Genomic DNA, 16,578 nt, shown 5'->3' with positions numbered 1-16,578 from the left:
GATGACCCGATAGTAAAGAGCCCCCCGTTGCCGGGCGAATGCGCCGTTGGCAGGGGGGCACTTGTCATTTGGTCGTAGATTCAGTGTTTGGCGACCAGCTCTTTGGGCAGCTTGAAGGTCCAGAGCATGCCGCCCTGGTTGAAGTCCTTGATGCGCTTGGCCACCTCACCGCCCCACAACGGCACCGCGCCGCCCCAGCCGGAGAGCACCGAGACGTACTGTTCGCCGTCCATTTCCCAGGTCACAGGCGAACCGAGCACGCCGGAGCCGGTCTGGAATTCCCAGACCTTCTCGCCAGTCTTGGCGTTGAATGCTTGCAGGAAACCTTCCGGCGTACCGGTGAACACCAGGTTGCCCTTGGTGGTCAGCACCCCGCCCCACAGCGGCGCGAAGTTCTTGTGGCGCCAGACTTCCTTACCCGTCTTAGGATCGATGGCGCGCAGTACGCCGATGTAGTCTTCGTTCAACGGCTTGATAGTGAAGCCCGCGCCGAGGAACGCCGCGCCTTTCTTGTAGGCGATACCTTCGTTCCAGATGTCCATGCCCCACTCGTTGGACGGCACGTAGAACAGCCCGGTGTCACGGTTGTAGGCCATCGGCATCCAGTTCTTCGCACCGAGGAACGCCGGTGCGACAAACACCGAAGTGCCCTTGGTTTCGCTGCCCGGCGCACCTGGGCGGCTGGCTTCGTTGTAGATCGGACGACCGTCCTTATCCAGACCCGTGGCCCAGGTGATCTTGTCGACAAACGGGAAGCCACGGATGAACTTGCCGTTGGTGCGATCGAGCACGTAGAAGAAGCCGTTGCGGTCGGCGGTGGCCGCCGCTTTGATTTCCTTGCCACCTTCGGTGTAGTTGAAGGAGACCAGCTCGTTGACGCCGTCATAGTCCCAACCGTCGTGGGGCGTGCTCTGGAAGTGCCACTTGATGGTGCCGTCGTCCGGGTTCAGCGCCAGGCGCGAGGACGAGTAAAGGTTGTCGCCAGGGCGCAGGTGCGAGTTCCACGGCGCCGGGTTGCCGGTGCCGAACAGCAGCAAGTTGGTTTCCGGGTCGTAGTAGCCGCCCAGCCACGGTGCCGCGCCGCCGGTTTTCCACAAATCCCCCGGCCAGGTCTTGCCCGCCTCGCCGCCGGAGATGCCGTTTTCCACAGCCTTGCCGTCTTTGTAGACATAACCCATATGGCCTTCGACCGTCGGGCGGCTCCACAGCAGCTCGCCGTTTTTCGGGTCATAGGCCTGGATCTTGCCCACCACGCCGAATTCGCCACCGGCCACGCCGGTGATCAGCTTGCCGTTGACCACCAGGGGCGCGGCGCTGATCGAGTAGCCTTCCTTGTGATCGGCGACCTGCTTGCTCCACACCACTTTGCCGGTGTCTTTGTTCAGCGCCACCAGCTTGGCGTCGAGGGTGCCGAAGAATACCAGGTCGCCGTACAGCGCCACGCCACGGTTGATCACGTCACAGCACGGGCGGATGTCATCGGGCAGACGCGCATCGTACTGCCAGAGCTTCTTGCCGGTGCGCGCATCCACCGCGAACACCCGCGAGTAGGAACCGGTGAGGTACATCACCCCGTCCTTGATCATCGGCTGCGCCTGTTGCCCACGCTGCTTTTCGCCGCCAAAGGAAAACGCCCAGACCGGGCGTAGTTCCTTGACGTTGTCGACGTTCAGGGTGTCGAGGGGGCTGTAGCGCTGGCCCTGCACGCCCAGGCCGTTGGTGACGATCTGCCCGGGGTTTTTCGGGTCCTGGAGGATGTCCTCATCGGTGACCGAGGCCATGGCCTGGCCGGATAACAGGATGGCACCGAGCAACACACTCAAGGCGAAGGGTTGGCGACGTGCGGGTTGGGTCATGACGGCTACCTCTGCGGTTTTTTGTTATACCCGGGAAATTTTCCCGGTCTGGTGCAGATTCTTGGGCGCAGGGGCCATTGTCACAATTGACCGCAGTATCGAGTTTGCTAGTTCCTTAGTAGCGGTTGCATCTGCTCGCGCTCGTAACGCGGGTACAGGTGGCTGACGCTGCGGATCAGTTCATAGCGGCTCAAGCTGATCGCGGCGAAGCGTTCGGGGATGGGGCTGCGGATCATCTCGGCCATGTCGTTGCCCTTGGCAGCGCCGTCACGCAGCAGTTGATCGAGCCAGGTCAGGTAGTCGCGCATTTGCGTGAAGGGTTGCGCGTCGCTGGCCACCGGGCCATGGCCGGGCACGATCAGGGTCCAGGGCAAGGCTTGCAGGGTGCCGAGGTCGGCCAGCCACACCGCCAGCCCCGGGCTGTTGGGGGTGGTGAGCGCGCGTTGGTAAAACACCAGGTCGCCGGCGAACAGCACGCCGGTGCTCTGGTCGAAGATCGCCAGGTCGGCGCCGGTGTGGCCGGTGAGCGCGAGCAGGCGCAAGTCGTGGCCGCCGACGCTCAGCACACCGGGTTCCAGCACCTGGGTGGGCAACACCACCTCGGTGCCGCGCATCCAGTCGCCGACCATGCGGTAGAGGTTTTCCGCCATGCCGTCGCCCTGCTCATGCAGCAGCCGCGTGGTCTCGGCCAGGGCGCCGATGGGCACGTCCTTGAAGGCCTGGTTGCCCAGCGCATGGTCAGGGTGATGGTGGGTAATCAGCACCTGGATCACCGGCTTGGGGGTGACGCGGGCGATGGCCTCGCGCATCGCTTCGCCGTAGCGCCGCGAGGGCCCGGTGTCGATCACCACCACGCCGGCCTCGGTGACGATGAAGGCGGTGTTGACGATATTGCCGCCATTGGCCTTGGCAAAATTGTCAGTGCTGCCTTCGAGTAGCCAGGTGTCGTCGGCGATCAGCCGGGGCTTGAGGGCGTAGTCGAGATCTGCCAGGGCGGGCAAGCTCAGGCCCAGGCACAACAATAGAATCCAGCGCATGCCGCGCTCCTTCTGGTCAGGGGATGGCCGCGTCGAACTCATTGCCGCTGTTGTCACGCAGCACCAGTCGGGTGGGCCCCGGCGCGTCGATGTCGAAGGCCAGGTTGGGGTTCTCGCTAACCGCCGGGAACAGCTCAAGATCAGCCAGCACTTGGCCGTCCTGGCCGCGCAGTTGCGCATGGTTGATAAAAAACTCGGGGATGCCGCTGACCATGCCGTTGTCCATCGGGTGCGCAACCTGCACACGCACGCGGCTGAACTCACCACGCGGGTAACGGCCGCCGAGCACTTCGCCGATGTGCTCTTCCCAACCCGGCTGGGTGCGTACCACGCTGGGCGCGGTGCAGCCGCCGCCGGCCGCGTCGATCAGGGTCGAGCCCACATGCCACAGCCCGTCATCGGTGAGCACCGCTGCACGCAACGGCGTGGCCTGTTCGATACGAATCCGCAGCGACAGCCACGGCAGCACGCCGGCCTTGGGCTGGAAGTCGACGATTTTCGGCAATGGGTTGAGCTCGGCCCAGGCGAGGATTTTCACCACATGGCCGTTGAAGGCGCGGGCGTCGATTTCCAGCGGCACCTGGCGCGCATCTTCGGCGAACGGCGGCGCCAGCAGCTTGACCCGGTCGTCGAACACGAACGGCGCCTCGGCCAGGAACTGCTTGTGATAGAACGCCCACATCACCGACGGCACCGGGTCGACCTCCACGGCGTGAGCCGCCAGCGGCAGCCAACACGCCAAGATGCAGCTCAGTCGCCAGTTCATCGCCTGCTCCTATTGATACATCTCGGGGACTTCGTACTGCAGGCCGTAACGGGCATAGATGGCTTGCACCGCGCCGTCGCGGATCAGGCCTTCCAGCGCCTCTTCCACCGCGTAGGCCAGCTGGCGATTGCTCTCGTGCACCGCCATGCCGATCTCCCAGCGTTGCTTGCCCATGTTCGGGTAGGCGTTTTCGGCGAGGGCCAGTTGCGGGTCGTGGGCTTCATGCACCTGCCAATCGACTTCGCCGCGCATCGCCATCACCGCATCGACCTCACCGGCTTTCATCGCCGCAAAGGCCTGGGGGACGTCGGGGTAGTGATGGGTCTTGGCGGCAAGCATGCCGTTGAACACCGAGGTGAGGTAGAACGACGGCACGCTGTCGACTTCGACGCCAATCGGGTGCTGCTCGAACACCGCCACGCTGGCGACCGTGTCCAGGCGCCGACGGTCATAGGCCACCTGCCATTGTTCGTTCTGGTACGGCCCGAACATCACCACATGGCCGTTTTCCAGTTCGCCCTGGTCGTTGCGCTTTTGTGCGTAATCGCGATCGTAGGGCGCGCGCATCATCAGGTCGGCCAGTTGCTGGTTATGCAACTGGCTGCCGCGCCAGATGTAGTCGCGCAGGTCGTCATCGAGCTTCTCGCCGGCCGGCGCCCAGATCAACTTGAGCTTTACCCCAAGCGCCGTGGCCAGGGCCTGGGCCAGTTCCACATCGACCCCCCGCGCGTTGGCGCCGTCTTCGAAACTGTAGGGGGCGAAGTCCTTGTACACCGCCACCTTGATTTCGCCGTCAGCGATCATCTGGTCATAGCTGCGCACCTGCGCCTGTGCCGGCTGGCAACACAGCAGGGCCAGGCCAAGCACATAAGCGAACAGGCGCATGGCTTACTCCTCGACGTGCACGCTGTCCAGGTAGGTGCGCACCGCCCACAAGGCTTCCTGGCTCAGGTAGTCGGCCATTTTGGGCATGTACACACGGCCGTCACGCACCGCGCCATGGCGCACACGCTCGACGAACCACTCATCACCGGCTTCGCCCACATCGAGCATGCGCAGGTCGGGGGCGATACCACCGGACTTGGCTTCCAGGCCGTGGCAGGCGGCGCAGTTCTGGTTGTAGGCGGACGAGCCGATTTCCACGGCCCGATCGTGTTCAGGCGAGGTGCGGTACGGATTGACCGCCGCCCAGCCGTCTTCGTTGACCGGCACGCCGGCGTCCTTGATCGAGGTCAGGCCCTTGGTTTCCACTGCTTGTGGGACCACGTTGCCATGGGCCCAAACAGAGCCGGCGCCGAATACACCCACCAACAGGCCAGCCACGAGCCAGGCATTGTGTTTTGTTGTCATTATTTTTGCCCTCAGGATTGCACGCAAAACCTCATTGCAGAGGCTATGGCAACCATCTTAGAAACCCCGGGGCATGGGCCGTATGCTGCTTTGGTGGCCGCCCTCTCCTCCCTTGGTAGTAGGGCTTGTGGGGCACACCTAAAACAGCGGCGGTCCGGGAAGTCTTCCCGGCCACAGCGGGACTTTTTCCGTATCCGCCCGGCGCCCCGGCGTTCCACCCTGTGCAGGCCAAAACCTCCACTGGGAACTGCAACCATGACAATAAGATCGCTACCCGCCCGCTCACCTTTAAGCCTTGCCGTGCAAGCCTTTATGCTGGTGGGCAGCCTGTCCCTCAGTGCTGCAACCTTCGCAGCCGCCGAGCCTGCCAAATCGACACGCAACGTCACCTGGGAAGACATTGCCAACGACCACCTGACCACCAAGGACGTGCTGCAATACGGCATGGGCACCAACGCCCAGCGCTGGAGCCCACTGGCCCAGGTCAACGACAAGAACGTGTTCAAACTCACCCCGGCCTGGTCCTATTCCTTTGGCGACGAGAAACAGCGCGGCCAGGAGTCCCAGGCCATCGTCAGCGACGGCGTGGTGTACGTCACCGGTTCCTACTCCCGCGTGTTCGCCCTGGATGCAAAGACCGGCAAGCGCCTGTGGACCTACAACCACCGCCTGCCCGACAACATTCGCCCGTGCTGTGACGTGGTCAACCGCGGCGCGGCGATCTTCGGCGACAAGATCTACTTCGGCACCCTCGACGCGCGCCTGATCGCCCTCGACAAAAACACCGGCAAAGTGGTGTGGAACAAGAAATTCGGCGACCACGCCGCCGGCTACACCATGACCGGCGCCCCGGTGCTGATCAAAGACAAGGTCAGCGGCAAGGTGCTGCTGATCCACGGCAGCTCCGGCGATGAATTCGGCGTGGTCGGCCAGCTGTTTGCCCGCGACCCCGACACCGGTGAAGAAGTGTGGATGCGCCCGTTCGTGGAAGGCCATATGGGCCGCCTCAACGGCAAGGACAGCACCACCACCGGCGACGTCAAGGCCCCTTCGTGGCCGGATGACCCCACCACCGAAACCGGCAAGGTCGAGGCCTGGAGCCACGGTGGCGGCGCGCCTTGGCAGAGCGCAAGCTTCGATGCCGAGACCAACACGATCATCGTCGGCGCCGGCAACCCTGGCTCCTTGGAACACCTGGGCGCGCACCGCCAAGGACGGCAACCCCCACGACTTCGACAGCCTCTACACCTCGGGCCAGGTTGGCGTCGACCCGAGCACCGGCGAAGTGAAATGGTTCTACCAGCACACCCCGAACGATGCCTGGGACTTCTCCGGCAACAACGAGCTGGTGCTGTTCGACTACAAGGACAAGGACGGCAAAGTGGTCAAGGCCACCGGCCACGCCGACCGCAACGGCTTCTTCTACGTGGTGGACCGCAACAACGGCAAGCTGCAGAACGCCTTCCCGTTTGTCGACAACATCACTTGGGCCAGCCATATCGACCTGAAGACCGGGCGCCCGGTGGAGAACGAAGGCCAGCGTCCGGCCAAGCCATTGCCGGGTGAAACCAAAGGCAAGCCGGTGGAAGTCTCGCCGCCGTTCCTGGGGGGCAAGAACTGGAACCCCATGGCCTACAGCCAGGACACCGGCCTGTTCTACATTCCGGGCAACCAGTGGAAAGAGGAATACTGGACCGAAGAGGTCAACTACAAGAAGGGCTCGGCCTACCTGGGCATGGGTTTCCGCATCAAGCGCATGTATGACGACCACGTCGGCACCCTGCGCGCGATGAACCCGACTACCGGCAAGGTGGTGTGGGAGCACAAGGAAGCCTTGCCACTGTGGGCCGGCGTGTTGGCAACCAAGGGCAACCTGGTGTTTACCGGCACCGGCGACGGTTTCTTCAAGGCCTTCGACGCCAAAACCGGCAAGGAGCTGTGGAAGTTCCAGACCGGCAGCGGCATCGTCTCGCCGCCGATCACCTGGGAACAGGATGGCGAACAGTACATCGGCGTGACGGTCGGCTACGGCGGCGCGGTGCCGTTGTGGGGCGGCGACATGGCCGAGCTGACCAAACCGGTGGCGCAAGGCGGGTCTTTCTGGGTGTTCAAGATTCCGAGCTGGGATAACAAAACGGCCCAGAAGTAACCCATCAGAAAATGCCGGGCCGCGTTTTTCTGTGGTGAGCGGGCTTGCCCCGCGCTCGGCTGCGCAGCAGTCGTAGAACCTGAGCGCACGCAGGTGCTGGAGGAATGCCAGGGCCGCTTCGCAGCCCAGCGCGGGGCAAGCCCGCTCACCACAACAAGCCCACTCACCACAGGATCTCCAGAGGTCTCGCAATGAACTACCTGCCCTTGTTACTGCTGTTATCCCTTACCCCTGGCCCACGCCAACGATGGCGACGACGCCCAGAAGTAACCCATCAGAAAATGCCGGGCCGCGCTTTTTTGTGGTGAGCGGGCTTGCCCCGCGCTCGGCTGCGCAGCAGTCGTAGAACCTGAGCGCACGCAGGTGCTGGAGGAATGCCAGGGCCGCTTCGCAGCCCAGCGCGGGGCAAGCCCGCTCACCACAACAATTCCGCTCACCACAGGATCTCCAGAGGTCTCGCAATGAACTACCTGCCCTTGTTACTCCTGTTATCCCTTACCCCGGCCCACGCCGACGATGGCGACGACGCCCAGAAGTAACCCATCAGAAAATGCCGGGGCCGCGTTTTTCTGTGGTGAGCGGGCTTGCCCCGCGCTCGGCTGCGCAGCAGTCGTAGAACCTGAGCGCACGCAGGTGCTGGAGGAATGCCAGGGCCGCTTCGCAGCCCAGCGCGGGGCAAGCCCGCTCACCACAACAATCCCGCTCACCACAGTATCTCCAGAGGTCTCGCAATGAACTACCTGCCCTTGTTACTCCTGTTATCCCTTACCCCTGGCACACGCCGACGATGGCGACGACGCCCAGAAGTAACCCGTCAGAAAATGCCGGGCCGCGCTTTTTTGTGGTGAGCGGGCTTGCCCCGCGCTCGGCTGCGCAGCAGTCGTAGAACCTGAGCGCACGCAGGTGCTGGAGGAATGCCAGGGCCGCTTCGCAGCCCAGCGCGGGACAAGCCCGCTCACCACAACAATCCCGCTCACCACAGGATCTCCAGAGGTCTCGCAATGAACTACCTGCCCTTGCTACTCCTGTTATCCCTACCCCTGGCCCACGCCGACGATGGCGACGACGCCCCGTTGATCGTCAACGGCTGCACCATCGCCGAACACAGCCAATGCCCCGGCGCCAACCTCAAGGGCGCCAACCTTCGAAATCAGAACCTGAGCAAAATGAACCTGGCCGGTGCCGACCTGCGCGATGCAGATCTGCGCCATGCCAACCTCGACCTGGCCAACCTGGAAAAGGCCCAGCTGCAAGGCGCCAACCTGACCCGCGCCAGCCTGCAACAAAGCAACCTGCGCTTGGCGGACTTTAGCGGTGCCACGCTGATGGCGATCCAGGGTTGGGGCCTGTTCGCCCAAGGCGCGCAGTTCGAAAACGCCAACCTCAGTGCGGCCTACCTGCAATTTGCACGGCTGTCAGGGGCCAAAATGCACAAGGCCAACCTGCGTGCGGCCGACCTGGAGATGACCTGGCTGAGCAAGGCCGACTTGCAAGGTGCTGACCTCAGCGACGCCAATCTGCAGGAAGCGAAGTTCGGCGAGAGCAACCTTGAAAACGCCACGCTGACCGGTGCGCGGCAACATTATGGGAATTTTCAGGATGCCAATATGGAGGGCTGCCAGGATTGCCCAACGACCTGGGACCGCTGAAACGACGCCCTTAAAATGTGGGTTTGTGCACACCCAGTTATCCAACCACCCGCACCACCCCCATGTCGATTCCCAGGTGCACCAGCTCGGCATGGGAGCTCACCTGCAGTTTGCTCTTGAGCAAGGTCAGGTGATTGGACACGGTCTTGCTGCTGATATTCAGCTGGTCGGCAATCGCTCGGGTGGGCGTGCCTTTGGCCAGCATCAGGAAGATTTCCAGTTCGCGCGGGGTCATGCCCTGCAAGCGTTGATCACTGGGGGGGTAGGCCAGTTCGGTGGCCAGGGCCTGTTCGATATAGGCGTGGCCGTCGAGGATGCGCCGCACGGCTTCAATCAACACCTCGGGCGCCGAGCTTTTGGTCAGGTAACCGGAGGCTCCGGCGTCCAACGCCTGGCGCACCAGCGGCAGCTCGTCGTGCATGCTGAAAAACAGCACGCGCAATTGTGGCAAGCGCTGGCGCAGGCGGCGCGTGGTTTCCAGGCCGCTGATGCCTGGCAGGCCGAAGTCCATGATCACCAGATGCGGCACCGCCTCCTGCACCCGGCTCAGGGCCTCTTCGCCACTGGCCGCTTCGCGTACTTCGACCGCTGGCAGCAGCGCGCGCAGCAGGCTGGCATAGCCTTGGCGCACCACGGCGTGGTCATCCACCAACAGAATATTCATGAGGCCTCCAACGGCATGTTCAACGCCAGCGCCCAACCGCCGCCGGGGTGGCTGATGATCTTTAATTCGCCGCCCAGGCAGCGGGCGCGTTCGGCCATCGAATACAGGCCCACGCCGGGCCGCTGGGGCGTGACTGCACCGCGACCGTTATCACGCACCCACAGGCGCAGACGTGAACCGCGGTGTTGCAGGCGCACGCGCACCTGGCTGGCATCGGCATGCCGCAGGATGTTGGTCAGCGCTTCCTGGAGCAGGCGGTACAGGTGAGTTTTGTTGACGCCGGACAACGCCGGCAGGTCGGCACTGACCTGCAATTGGCAGGGAATTCCATGGCTGGCCTGCCACTGCGTTACCAGCATCGAGAACGCCTCGCCCATCGGCAAGTGTTGCAACGCCACCGGGTAGAGGTCGTGGACCAGGGCGCGGAAACCTTGCTGCAAGTGCTCGCAATGATCTTCCAGCAGCCCCACCGTACGGGTCAGCACGTGCGGCTGATCGGCGACCAGCCGCAACAGGCAGGCCTGGGCGCGAATGCCGGCCAGGTATTGGCCGAGGTCATCGTGCAGGGTCTGGGCCAAGTGGGTGCGCTCCTGCTCCTGCACCGCCAGCAGGGTCTGGGTGAGCCGGGTGTTATCGGTGCGCGCCTGCTCCAGGGCGTCGGTCATGCGGTTGAAGTGCAGCGCCAGTTGCCGTGCTTCCGGCGCGCCTTCACCGCGCAGGCGCACGTTGAGCTGGCCGGCGCACACCTGTTGCAGGGCGCGCAGCAATTCATCGAGTACGCCCATGCCCCGCCGCACGGCCCAGCGGATAGTCAACAGACTCAGGGCCAACGCCAGGGCGCACAGGCCCAACAGTTGTTGCAAGGAATCCCAGACTTCGTCGATTTCATCCCGTGGGTCGACGGCGATGGACACGCGCCGACCGTCCGGCAAGTCCAGCACCTGGGCACTGCGTCGCGCCTCGACGAACAGCAGGCGCCCAAGCCAGGCGTCCAGCCCGTCCGAGGCCGGCGCTTGGGCGGTGTCGCCGCTCGCCAGCCAGTGCACGCGTACATGACGCAAACTCGCGGTGAGGTGGGGTTGCAGGCTGGCCGGGTCGCGCTCGGCGGTTTCACTCAGGTAGTGCACCACCGCTTCGGCCGATTGCAACTCGCGCTCCACATCGGCCAGGGCCTGGTGCAGCAACAGCGCGGTGCAGGCGCAGGTCACCAGGGCGAAGAAGCCGCAGACCCATAGATTGATGCGCCACAACGCCGACATAGCCAACTCCCGAACAACACACTGAAGCGTCATGCTAAGACCGCTTCACGCGCTGCGAGCTACTACCTTGGTACTGCCCCAGCGCTACTTTCTGCATATTTGCAGCGACCTTAAGGCTTTCTATGCTGGCGCTTCCTGTCATGGAGTGCCTTATGCGCCAGCTCGCCCCTTACGCCGTGATCTATCTGCTGGCGATTGCTTGCGCAGCCGGGGTGGCCACCGCCAGCCAGGCCGCCGAGCCCTTGCAGGTGCAGATCGGCTACTTGGGTTATCGGCCCGATCCAGGCCCGCTGCTGTCGAATGTAATTCCCGAGCCCATCGATGCCGGGCAGCGCGGCGCCGAACTGGCGATCATCGACAGCAACAGCACCGGCGCCTTTCTCAACCAGCGCTACAGCCTGAGGACCGCCACGGTTGATACGCCGGACGCCCTGCTCGCCGCCGCCCAAGCCCAGCATGCCCAGGGCCTGCGTTTGTTCGTGGTCAACGCCCCCGCCGCAAGCCTTCGCCAACTCAGCGCCGCGTTGCCTGACAGCCTGCTGTTCAATGCCGGCAGCCCGGATGACAGCCTGCGCAGCACCGACTGTCTGGGCAACGTGCTGCATACGCTGCCCAGCCGGGCGATGCTCGCCGATGCGCTGGCGCAGTTCCTGGTCGTCCGTAAATGGCAGAAAGCGTTGTTGATCGTCGGCCCCACCGAGGATGACCAAGCCTACGCCGCCGCCCTGCGCCGCGCCGCCAAACGCTTCGGCGTGCGTCTGGTGGCGGAGAAAGCCTGGCGCTTCGATAACGACCAACGCCGCAGCGCCCAGGCGGATATGCCGCTGTTCACCCAAACCGCCGAATACGACGTGGTGCTGGTGGCCGACGAGCGCGGCGACTTCGGCGAGTACGTGCCCTACCAGACCTGGTACCCGCGCCCCGTCGCCGGCACCCAGGGCCTGACGCCCACCGGTTGGCACAAGACCGTCGAGACCTACGGCGCCGCCCAATTGCAGAAACGCTTCGAGGCGCTGGCCGGGCGCTGGATGAACGACCGCGACTTCGCCGCCTGGATGGCCGTGCGCAGCGTCGCCAGTGCAGTGAGCAAGTTGCGCCAGGTCGAGCCCATGGCGATCCGCGATCTGGAAATCAGCGAGCAACTGCCCCTGGATGGCTTCAAGGGCCGCAAGCTCAGTTACCGCGCCTGGAACGGCCAATTGCGCCAACCGATTCCCATCGTGCAACCCCGCGCGTTGGTCAGCACATCGCCCCAGGAAGGCTTCCTGCACCCCACTAACGAAATGGACAGCCTGGGCTATGACAAACCCGAGGTGACCTGCCGCTTCCCTTGATCACCTACCCACAATAATAAGGAATCCGCCATGCGCCGCACCCTGCTCTCATGCGCCCTGCTGCTTGCCGCCGGGCACGCCGTGGCCAGTACCGCCTGGGTCTCCAACGAGAAAGACAACAGCCTGAGCCTGATCGACATGCAGACCCTGCAAGTCACCGACACCCTCAAAGTCGGCCAGCGTCCGCGAGGCTTGCTGCTGTCCCATGACAATAAGCTGCTGTACATCTGCGCCAGCGACTCGGACCGCGTGCAGGTGATGGACGTGGCCACGCGCAAGATCATCAAGGAACTGCCCTCCGGCAAAGACCCCGAGCAGTTCGCCCTGCACCCCAATAACCGCTGGCTGTACGTGTCCAACGAAGACGATGCGCTGGTCACCGTGATCGACACCGAGACCTCCAAGGTGCTCGGCCAGATCAACGTCGGCGTCGAACCCGAAGGCATGGCCGTCAGCCCGGACGGCAAGTGGGCGGTGAACACCAGCGAAACCACCAACATGCTGCACTGGATCGACACCAGCACCCAGACCCTGGCCGACAGCACCCTGGTGGACCAGCGCCCGCGCTTCGTCGAGTTCAACCACGATGGCTCGCAGCTGTGGGCCTCGGCGGAAATCGGCGGCACCGTGACCATCCTCGACGTGGCCAGCCGCGCGATCCTCAAGACCCTGACCTTCAAGATCAAGGGCGTGCACCCGGACAAAGTCCAGCCGGTCGGCATCAAGCTCAGCGCCGACGGCAAATACGGTTTTGTCGCCCTCGGCCCGGCGAACCATGTGGCGGTGATTGATGCCAAGACCTTTGAGATTCTCGACTATCTGTTGGTGGGCCGCCGCGTGTGGCAGATGGCATTTACCCCGGACGAGAAACAGTTGCTCGCCACCAACGGCGTGAGCGGTGATGTGTCGGTGATCGACGTGGACAGCCTGAAGGTGGTCAAGTCGGTGAAAGTCGGGCGTTACCCGTGGGGTGTGGTGGTGACGCCATGAACGCCCTGGAGGTGCGCGACGTGAGCTTCGCCTATGGCGCACGGCAGGCCTTGTGCGAGGTGAGTTTCAGCCTGGCGCCAGGGCGTTTTGCGGCATTGCTGGGGCCCAATGGCGCCGGCAAATCCACCTTGATCGCCCTGCTCACGCGGCTGTATGACCTGCAAAGCGGCGACATTCGCGTGGGCGGTCATTCCCTGCGCGATGCGCCGCGCGCCGCCCTTAAGCAATTGGGCGTGGTATTCCAACAAAGCACCCTGGACCTGGACTTGAGCGTTGAGCAGAACCTGCGCTACCACGCCGCGCTGCACGGTTTGTCGCGGCGCCAGACCGACACACGGGTCGACGCCGAACTGACGCGCCAGGCCCTCACCGAGCGCCGCCGCGAAAAAGTCCGCGAACTCAACGGCGGGCACCGGCGCCGCGTAGAAATCGCCCGCGCCCTGCTGCACGAACCGCGCGTGCTGTTGCTCGACGAAGCCAGCGTCGGCCTCGACCCGGCCAGCCGCCTGGCGCTGAACCAGCATGTGCGCAGCCTGTGCGCCGAGCACGGCATCAGCGTGCTGTGGACCACACACTTGCTCGACGAAGTGCAGGCCAACGATGCACTGATGATTCTGCACCAAGGCCGCCTGGTGGCCAGCGGGCAAGTTGATGAGTTGATCCAGCAACAAGGCGGCGACCTGGGCAGTGTGTTCGCCCGATTGACCCGACCCACTGTGACGGGAGCCGCCGCATGAACGCTTACTGGCAATGCCTGCGCGGCATCGTGCTGCGTGAGTGGCTGCGTTTTGTGTTGCAGCGCACGCGCTTTCTCAGCGCCCTCGTGCGCCCGTTGCTGTGGCTGGTGGTGTTCGCCGCCGGGTTCCGTGCCGCGTTGGGCATCTCGGTGATCGAGCCCTACGACACCTACATCCCCTACGAGGTCTACATCATTCCGGGACTGGCCTGCATGATCCTGCTGTTCAACGGCATGCAGGGCTCGTTGTCGATGGTCTACGACCGCGAGATGGGCAGCATGCGCGTGTTACTGACCAGCCCGTTGCCGCGCACGTTTTTGCTGTGCAGCAAACTGTTGGCCACGGCACTGATCTCGCTGTTACAGGTATACGGATTCCTGGCGATTGCCTGGGTCTACGGCGTGCAACCGCCAGCCATGGGCCTGTTGACTGCCCTGCCGGCGTTGCTGCTGGTGGCGTTGATGCTCAGTGCCCTGGGCCTTCTGCTGTCGAACGCGATTCGCCAATTGGAGAACTTTGCCGGGGTGATGAATTTCGTGATTTTCCCGCTGTTTTTCCTGTCGTCGGCGTTGTACCCGCTGTGGAAAATGCGCGACTCCAGCGAATGGCTGTACTGGCTGTGCGCGGTCAACCCGTTTACCCACGCCGTGGAACTGGTGCGCTTTGCCCTGTATGAACGCTTCGCCGGCCTGGCCCTGGCGGTGTGCCTGGGGTTGACCCTGTTGTTCACGCTGCTGGCGGTGCTGACCTTCAATCCCCAGCATGCCGCACTGCGCAAAAAAGGCTGAAGCCGATAAAACTACTACTTTGGTACTGGTTTTCCTGTCTATCGTCGCATTCCCAAGGGCTCGGGACTCACGTGTAATGCGCGCATAACGATAAGGATTGCCCTGCCATGCTGCACGCCCGACTGCCTCTGTTGGCACTGCTGTGCCTGTTCGTCGCCCACGTCCAGGCCGACACTCCACTGTTTTCCGCCGACGGCTACCGCATCAGCCTGTACCGCAGCCCCACACCCGAGCACCTGCCTGGCGCCACGATTGTCGACACCGCGGCCCTGCAAACCCTGCTCGGCCAAAGCCCGGCGCCGGTGCTGATCGATGTGTACCGCCGCCAATGGCTGCAAGGCCGCTTCATCGAAGACCAGCCCCACGCCAACCTGCCCGGCAGCCACTGGCTGGCCAATACCGGCGACGGCGACCTGACGCCGGAGTGGCAAAGCTATTTCGTGCGCCACCTGTATGCCTACAGCGGCGGCGACCTCACGCGACCGTTGGTCTTCTATTGCCGCTCCGATTGCTGGCTGAGTTGGAACGCGGTAAAACGTGCCGCCAACCTCGGCTATACCTCTGTGTACTGGTATCGCGACGGTCTGGATGCCTGGGAGGCGGCGAAGCTGCCGGTGACGGTCGCCCAACCCGAGCCATTTCAAACATCACAATAAGAAAGGTGAACGGCCATGTACAAAATCCTGATTGCCGACGATCACCCACTGTTTCGCGAAGCGATCCATAACGTCATTAGCGACGGCTTTCCCGGCAGCGAAGTGATGGAAACCGCCGACCTCGACAGCGCCCTGGCGCTGACCCAGGAACACGACGACCTCGACCTGATCCTGCTGGACCTGAACATGCCCGGCATGCACGGCCTCAATGGCCTGATCAACCTGCGCAACGAGGCGCCGACCATTCCGGTGGTGATCGTCTCGGCCGAGCAGGACAAGCAGATCGTGCTGCAAGCCATCACCTATGGCGCCGTGGGTTTTATCACCAAGTCCTCGCCACGCCTGCAAATGACCGAGGCGATCCAGCAGATTCTCAACGGCAACGTGTACCTGCCGCCGGACATCATCCGCACCCAGAAGCCCGGCACCCACCGGCGCCTCAACGAAAACCCCGGCTTCGCCCCCGAACTGCTGCAAGCCCTGACACGCAAGCAATTGTTGGTGCTGGAGCGGATGACCAAGGGCGAGTCGAACAAGCAGATCGCCTACACCCTGGAGATTGCCGAGACCACCGTGAAGGCCCACGTGTCGGCGATCCTGCGCAAGTTGAACGTGCACAACCGGGTGCAGGCAATCCTCAGTGCCGGGGATATCGATTTCGGCTCATACCTGCGCCGCTGACCCGCCTGACACAACAGAGGTCAAATGTGGGAGGGGGCTTGCTCCCGATAGCGGTGGGTCAGTCGACATCTACTTGACTGAAACACCGCCATCGGGGGCAAGCCCCTCCCACACTTGATCTACGTTTGTCAGGGCCGACCGAGGGGTGGCTCATGGCGGTCTTGAGCTTCATTGGCCGTGCCTGCGCCGCAAATCCTCCAGACACAACACAAATAAAATGTGGGAGGGGGCTTGCTCCCGATAGCAGTGGGTCAGTCGGCATCTACTTGACTGAAACACCGCAATCGGGGGCAAGCCCCCTCCCACACTTGATCTCCGTTTGTCAGGGACGACCGAGCAGGTGGCTCGTGGCAGTATTGAGCTTCATCGGCCGTAACTGCGCCGCCAATCTTCCAAACACAACACCGGTCAAATGTGGGAGGGGGCTTGCTCCCGATAGCGGTGGGTCAGTCGGCATCTACTTGACTGAAACACCGCCATCGGGGGCAAGCCCCCTCCCACACTTGATCTCCGTTTGTCAGGGCCGACCGAGGGGTGGCTCGTGGCGGTCTTGAGCTTTATTGGCCGTAACTGCGCCGCCAATCTTCCAAACACAACACCGGTCAAATGTGGGAGGGGGCTTGCTCCCGATAGCGGTGGGTCAGTCGACATCTACTTGGCTG

Annotated in this window: 14 protein-coding genes and 1 pseudogene; 8 read left to right on the top strand and 7 right to left on the bottom strand. The window is 63.4% G+C overall.

Annotated elements, in window-relative coordinates; translation table 11 throughout:
• Positions 1-80: 80 nt before the first annotated feature.
• From AB4N82_RS20645 to pedF, 5 genes are all read right to left on the bottom strand, one after another.
• Complete coding sequence (locus AB4N82_RS20645) at positions 81-1,856, bottom strand: PQQ-dependent methanol/ethanol family dehydrogenase (protein WP_032889964.1); 1,776 nt, start codon at positions 1,854-1,856, stop codon at positions 81-83.
• A gap of 107 nt (positions 1,857-1,963) precedes the next feature.
• Positions 1,964-2,893, bottom strand: a complete 930-nt coding sequence (locus AB4N82_RS20640) for a quinoprotein relay system zinc metallohydrolase 1 (protein ID WP_122765526.1) — start codon at positions 2,891-2,893, stop codon at positions 1,964-1,966.
• A 16-nt stretch (positions 2,894-2,909) separates the two neighbouring features.
• Positions 2,910-3,659, bottom strand: coding sequence for a quinoprotein dehydrogenase-associated SoxYZ-like carrier (locus AB4N82_RS20635; RefSeq protein ID WP_092490238.1), 750 nt, complete (start codon positions 3,657-3,659; stop codon positions 2,910-2,912).
• 9 nt (positions 3,660-3,668) lie between these two features.
• Complete coding sequence (locus tag AB4N82_RS20630) at positions 3,669-4,544, bottom strand: substrate-binding periplasmic protein (RefSeq protein ID WP_032889969.1); 876 nt, start codon at positions 4,542-4,544, stop codon at positions 3,669-3,671.
• A gap of 3 nt (positions 4,545-4,547) precedes the next feature.
• Positions 4,548-5,009 (bottom strand): cytochrome c-550 PedF, encoded by a 462-nt coding sequence (pedF, locus tag AB4N82_RS20625; RefSeq protein WP_032889971.1) that lies wholly within the window; start codon positions 5,007-5,009, stop codon positions 4,548-4,550.
• 255 nt (positions 5,010-5,264) lie between these two features.
• Here pedF and exaA point away from each other — a divergent pair.
• Positions 5,265-7,158: pseudogene (exaA, locus tag AB4N82_RS20620) on the top strand (quinoprotein ethanol dehydrogenase).
• A gap of 1,001 nt (positions 7,159-8,159) precedes the next feature.
• A complete protein-coding gene (locus AB4N82_RS20615; RefSeq protein WP_122752826.1) occupies positions 8,160-8,807 on the top strand; it encodes a pentapeptide repeat-containing protein in 648 nt (215 codons plus the stop codon).
• A gap of 37 nt (positions 8,808-8,844) precedes the next feature.
• On the opposite strand, the gene AB4N82_RS20610 is transcribed toward AB4N82_RS20615, so the two are convergent.
• Both AB4N82_RS20610 and AB4N82_RS20605 read right to left on the bottom strand, forming a co-directional pair.
• The gene (locus tag AB4N82_RS20610) at positions 8,845-9,471 is read right to left on the bottom strand and encodes a response regulator (RefSeq protein WP_122765528.1); all 627 of its coding nucleotides are present in this window, start codon (positions 9,469-9,471) and stop codon (positions 8,845-8,847) included.
• Entirely contained in the window at positions 9,468-10,730 is a 1,263-nt protein-coding gene (locus tag AB4N82_RS20605; RefSeq protein ID WP_122765529.1) for a sensor histidine kinase, read from the bottom strand. Before AB4N82_RS20605 ends, AB4N82_RS20610 begins: the two co-directional genes overlap by 4 nt.
• 152 nt (positions 10,731-10,882) lie before the next feature.
• On the opposite strand from AB4N82_RS20605, the gene AB4N82_RS20600 reads away from it, so the two are divergent.
• The 6 genes from AB4N82_RS20600 to AB4N82_RS20575 all read left to right on the top strand — a co-directional run bounded on the left by AB4N82_RS20600 (position 10,883) and on the right by AB4N82_RS20575 (position 15,916).
• Positions 10,883-12,064 (top strand): ABC transporter substrate-binding protein, encoded by a 1,182-nt coding sequence (locus AB4N82_RS20600; RefSeq protein WP_122765530.1) that lies wholly within the window; start codon positions 10,883-10,885, stop codon positions 12,062-12,064.
• 30 nt (positions 12,065-12,094) lie between these two features.
• Positions 12,095-13,054 carry a YVTN family beta-propeller repeat protein gene (locus AB4N82_RS20595; RefSeq protein WP_032889983.1) on the top strand — a complete coding sequence of 320 codons (960 nt, stop codon included), beginning with the start codon at positions 12,095-12,097 and terminating at the stop codon, positions 13,052-13,054.
• Positions 13,051-13,791 (top strand): ABC transporter ATP-binding protein, encoded by a 741-nt coding sequence (locus AB4N82_RS20590; protein ID WP_122765531.1) that lies wholly within the window; start codon positions 13,051-13,053, stop codon positions 13,789-13,791. The genes AB4N82_RS20595 and AB4N82_RS20590 overlap by 4 nt, the downstream gene beginning before the upstream one ends.
• Entirely contained in the window at positions 13,788-14,579 is a 792-nt protein-coding gene (locus tag AB4N82_RS20585; protein ID WP_099600947.1) for an ABC transporter permease, read from the top strand. The genes AB4N82_RS20590 and AB4N82_RS20585 overlap by 4 nt, the downstream gene beginning before the upstream one ends.
• Positions 14,580-14,686: 107 nt before the next feature.
• Positions 14,687-15,235: a rhodanese-like domain-containing protein gene (locus AB4N82_RS20580; protein ID WP_122765532.1), complete on the top strand. Its 549-nt coding sequence runs from the start codon at positions 14,687-14,689 to the stop codon at positions 15,233-15,235.
• A gap of 15 nt (positions 15,236-15,250) precedes the next feature.
• Complete coding sequence (locus AB4N82_RS20575; RefSeq protein ID WP_032889994.1) at positions 15,251-15,916, top strand: response regulator transcription factor; 666 nt, start codon at positions 15,251-15,253, stop codon at positions 15,914-15,916.
• Positions 15,917-16,578 lie beyond the last annotated feature (662 nt).

This window comes from Pseudomonas sp. H1_D04, assembly GCF_054683855.1.
The sequence above is the reverse complement of the archived record's forward strand: the minus strand, read 5'-3'. Positions and strand labels throughout refer to the sequence as shown.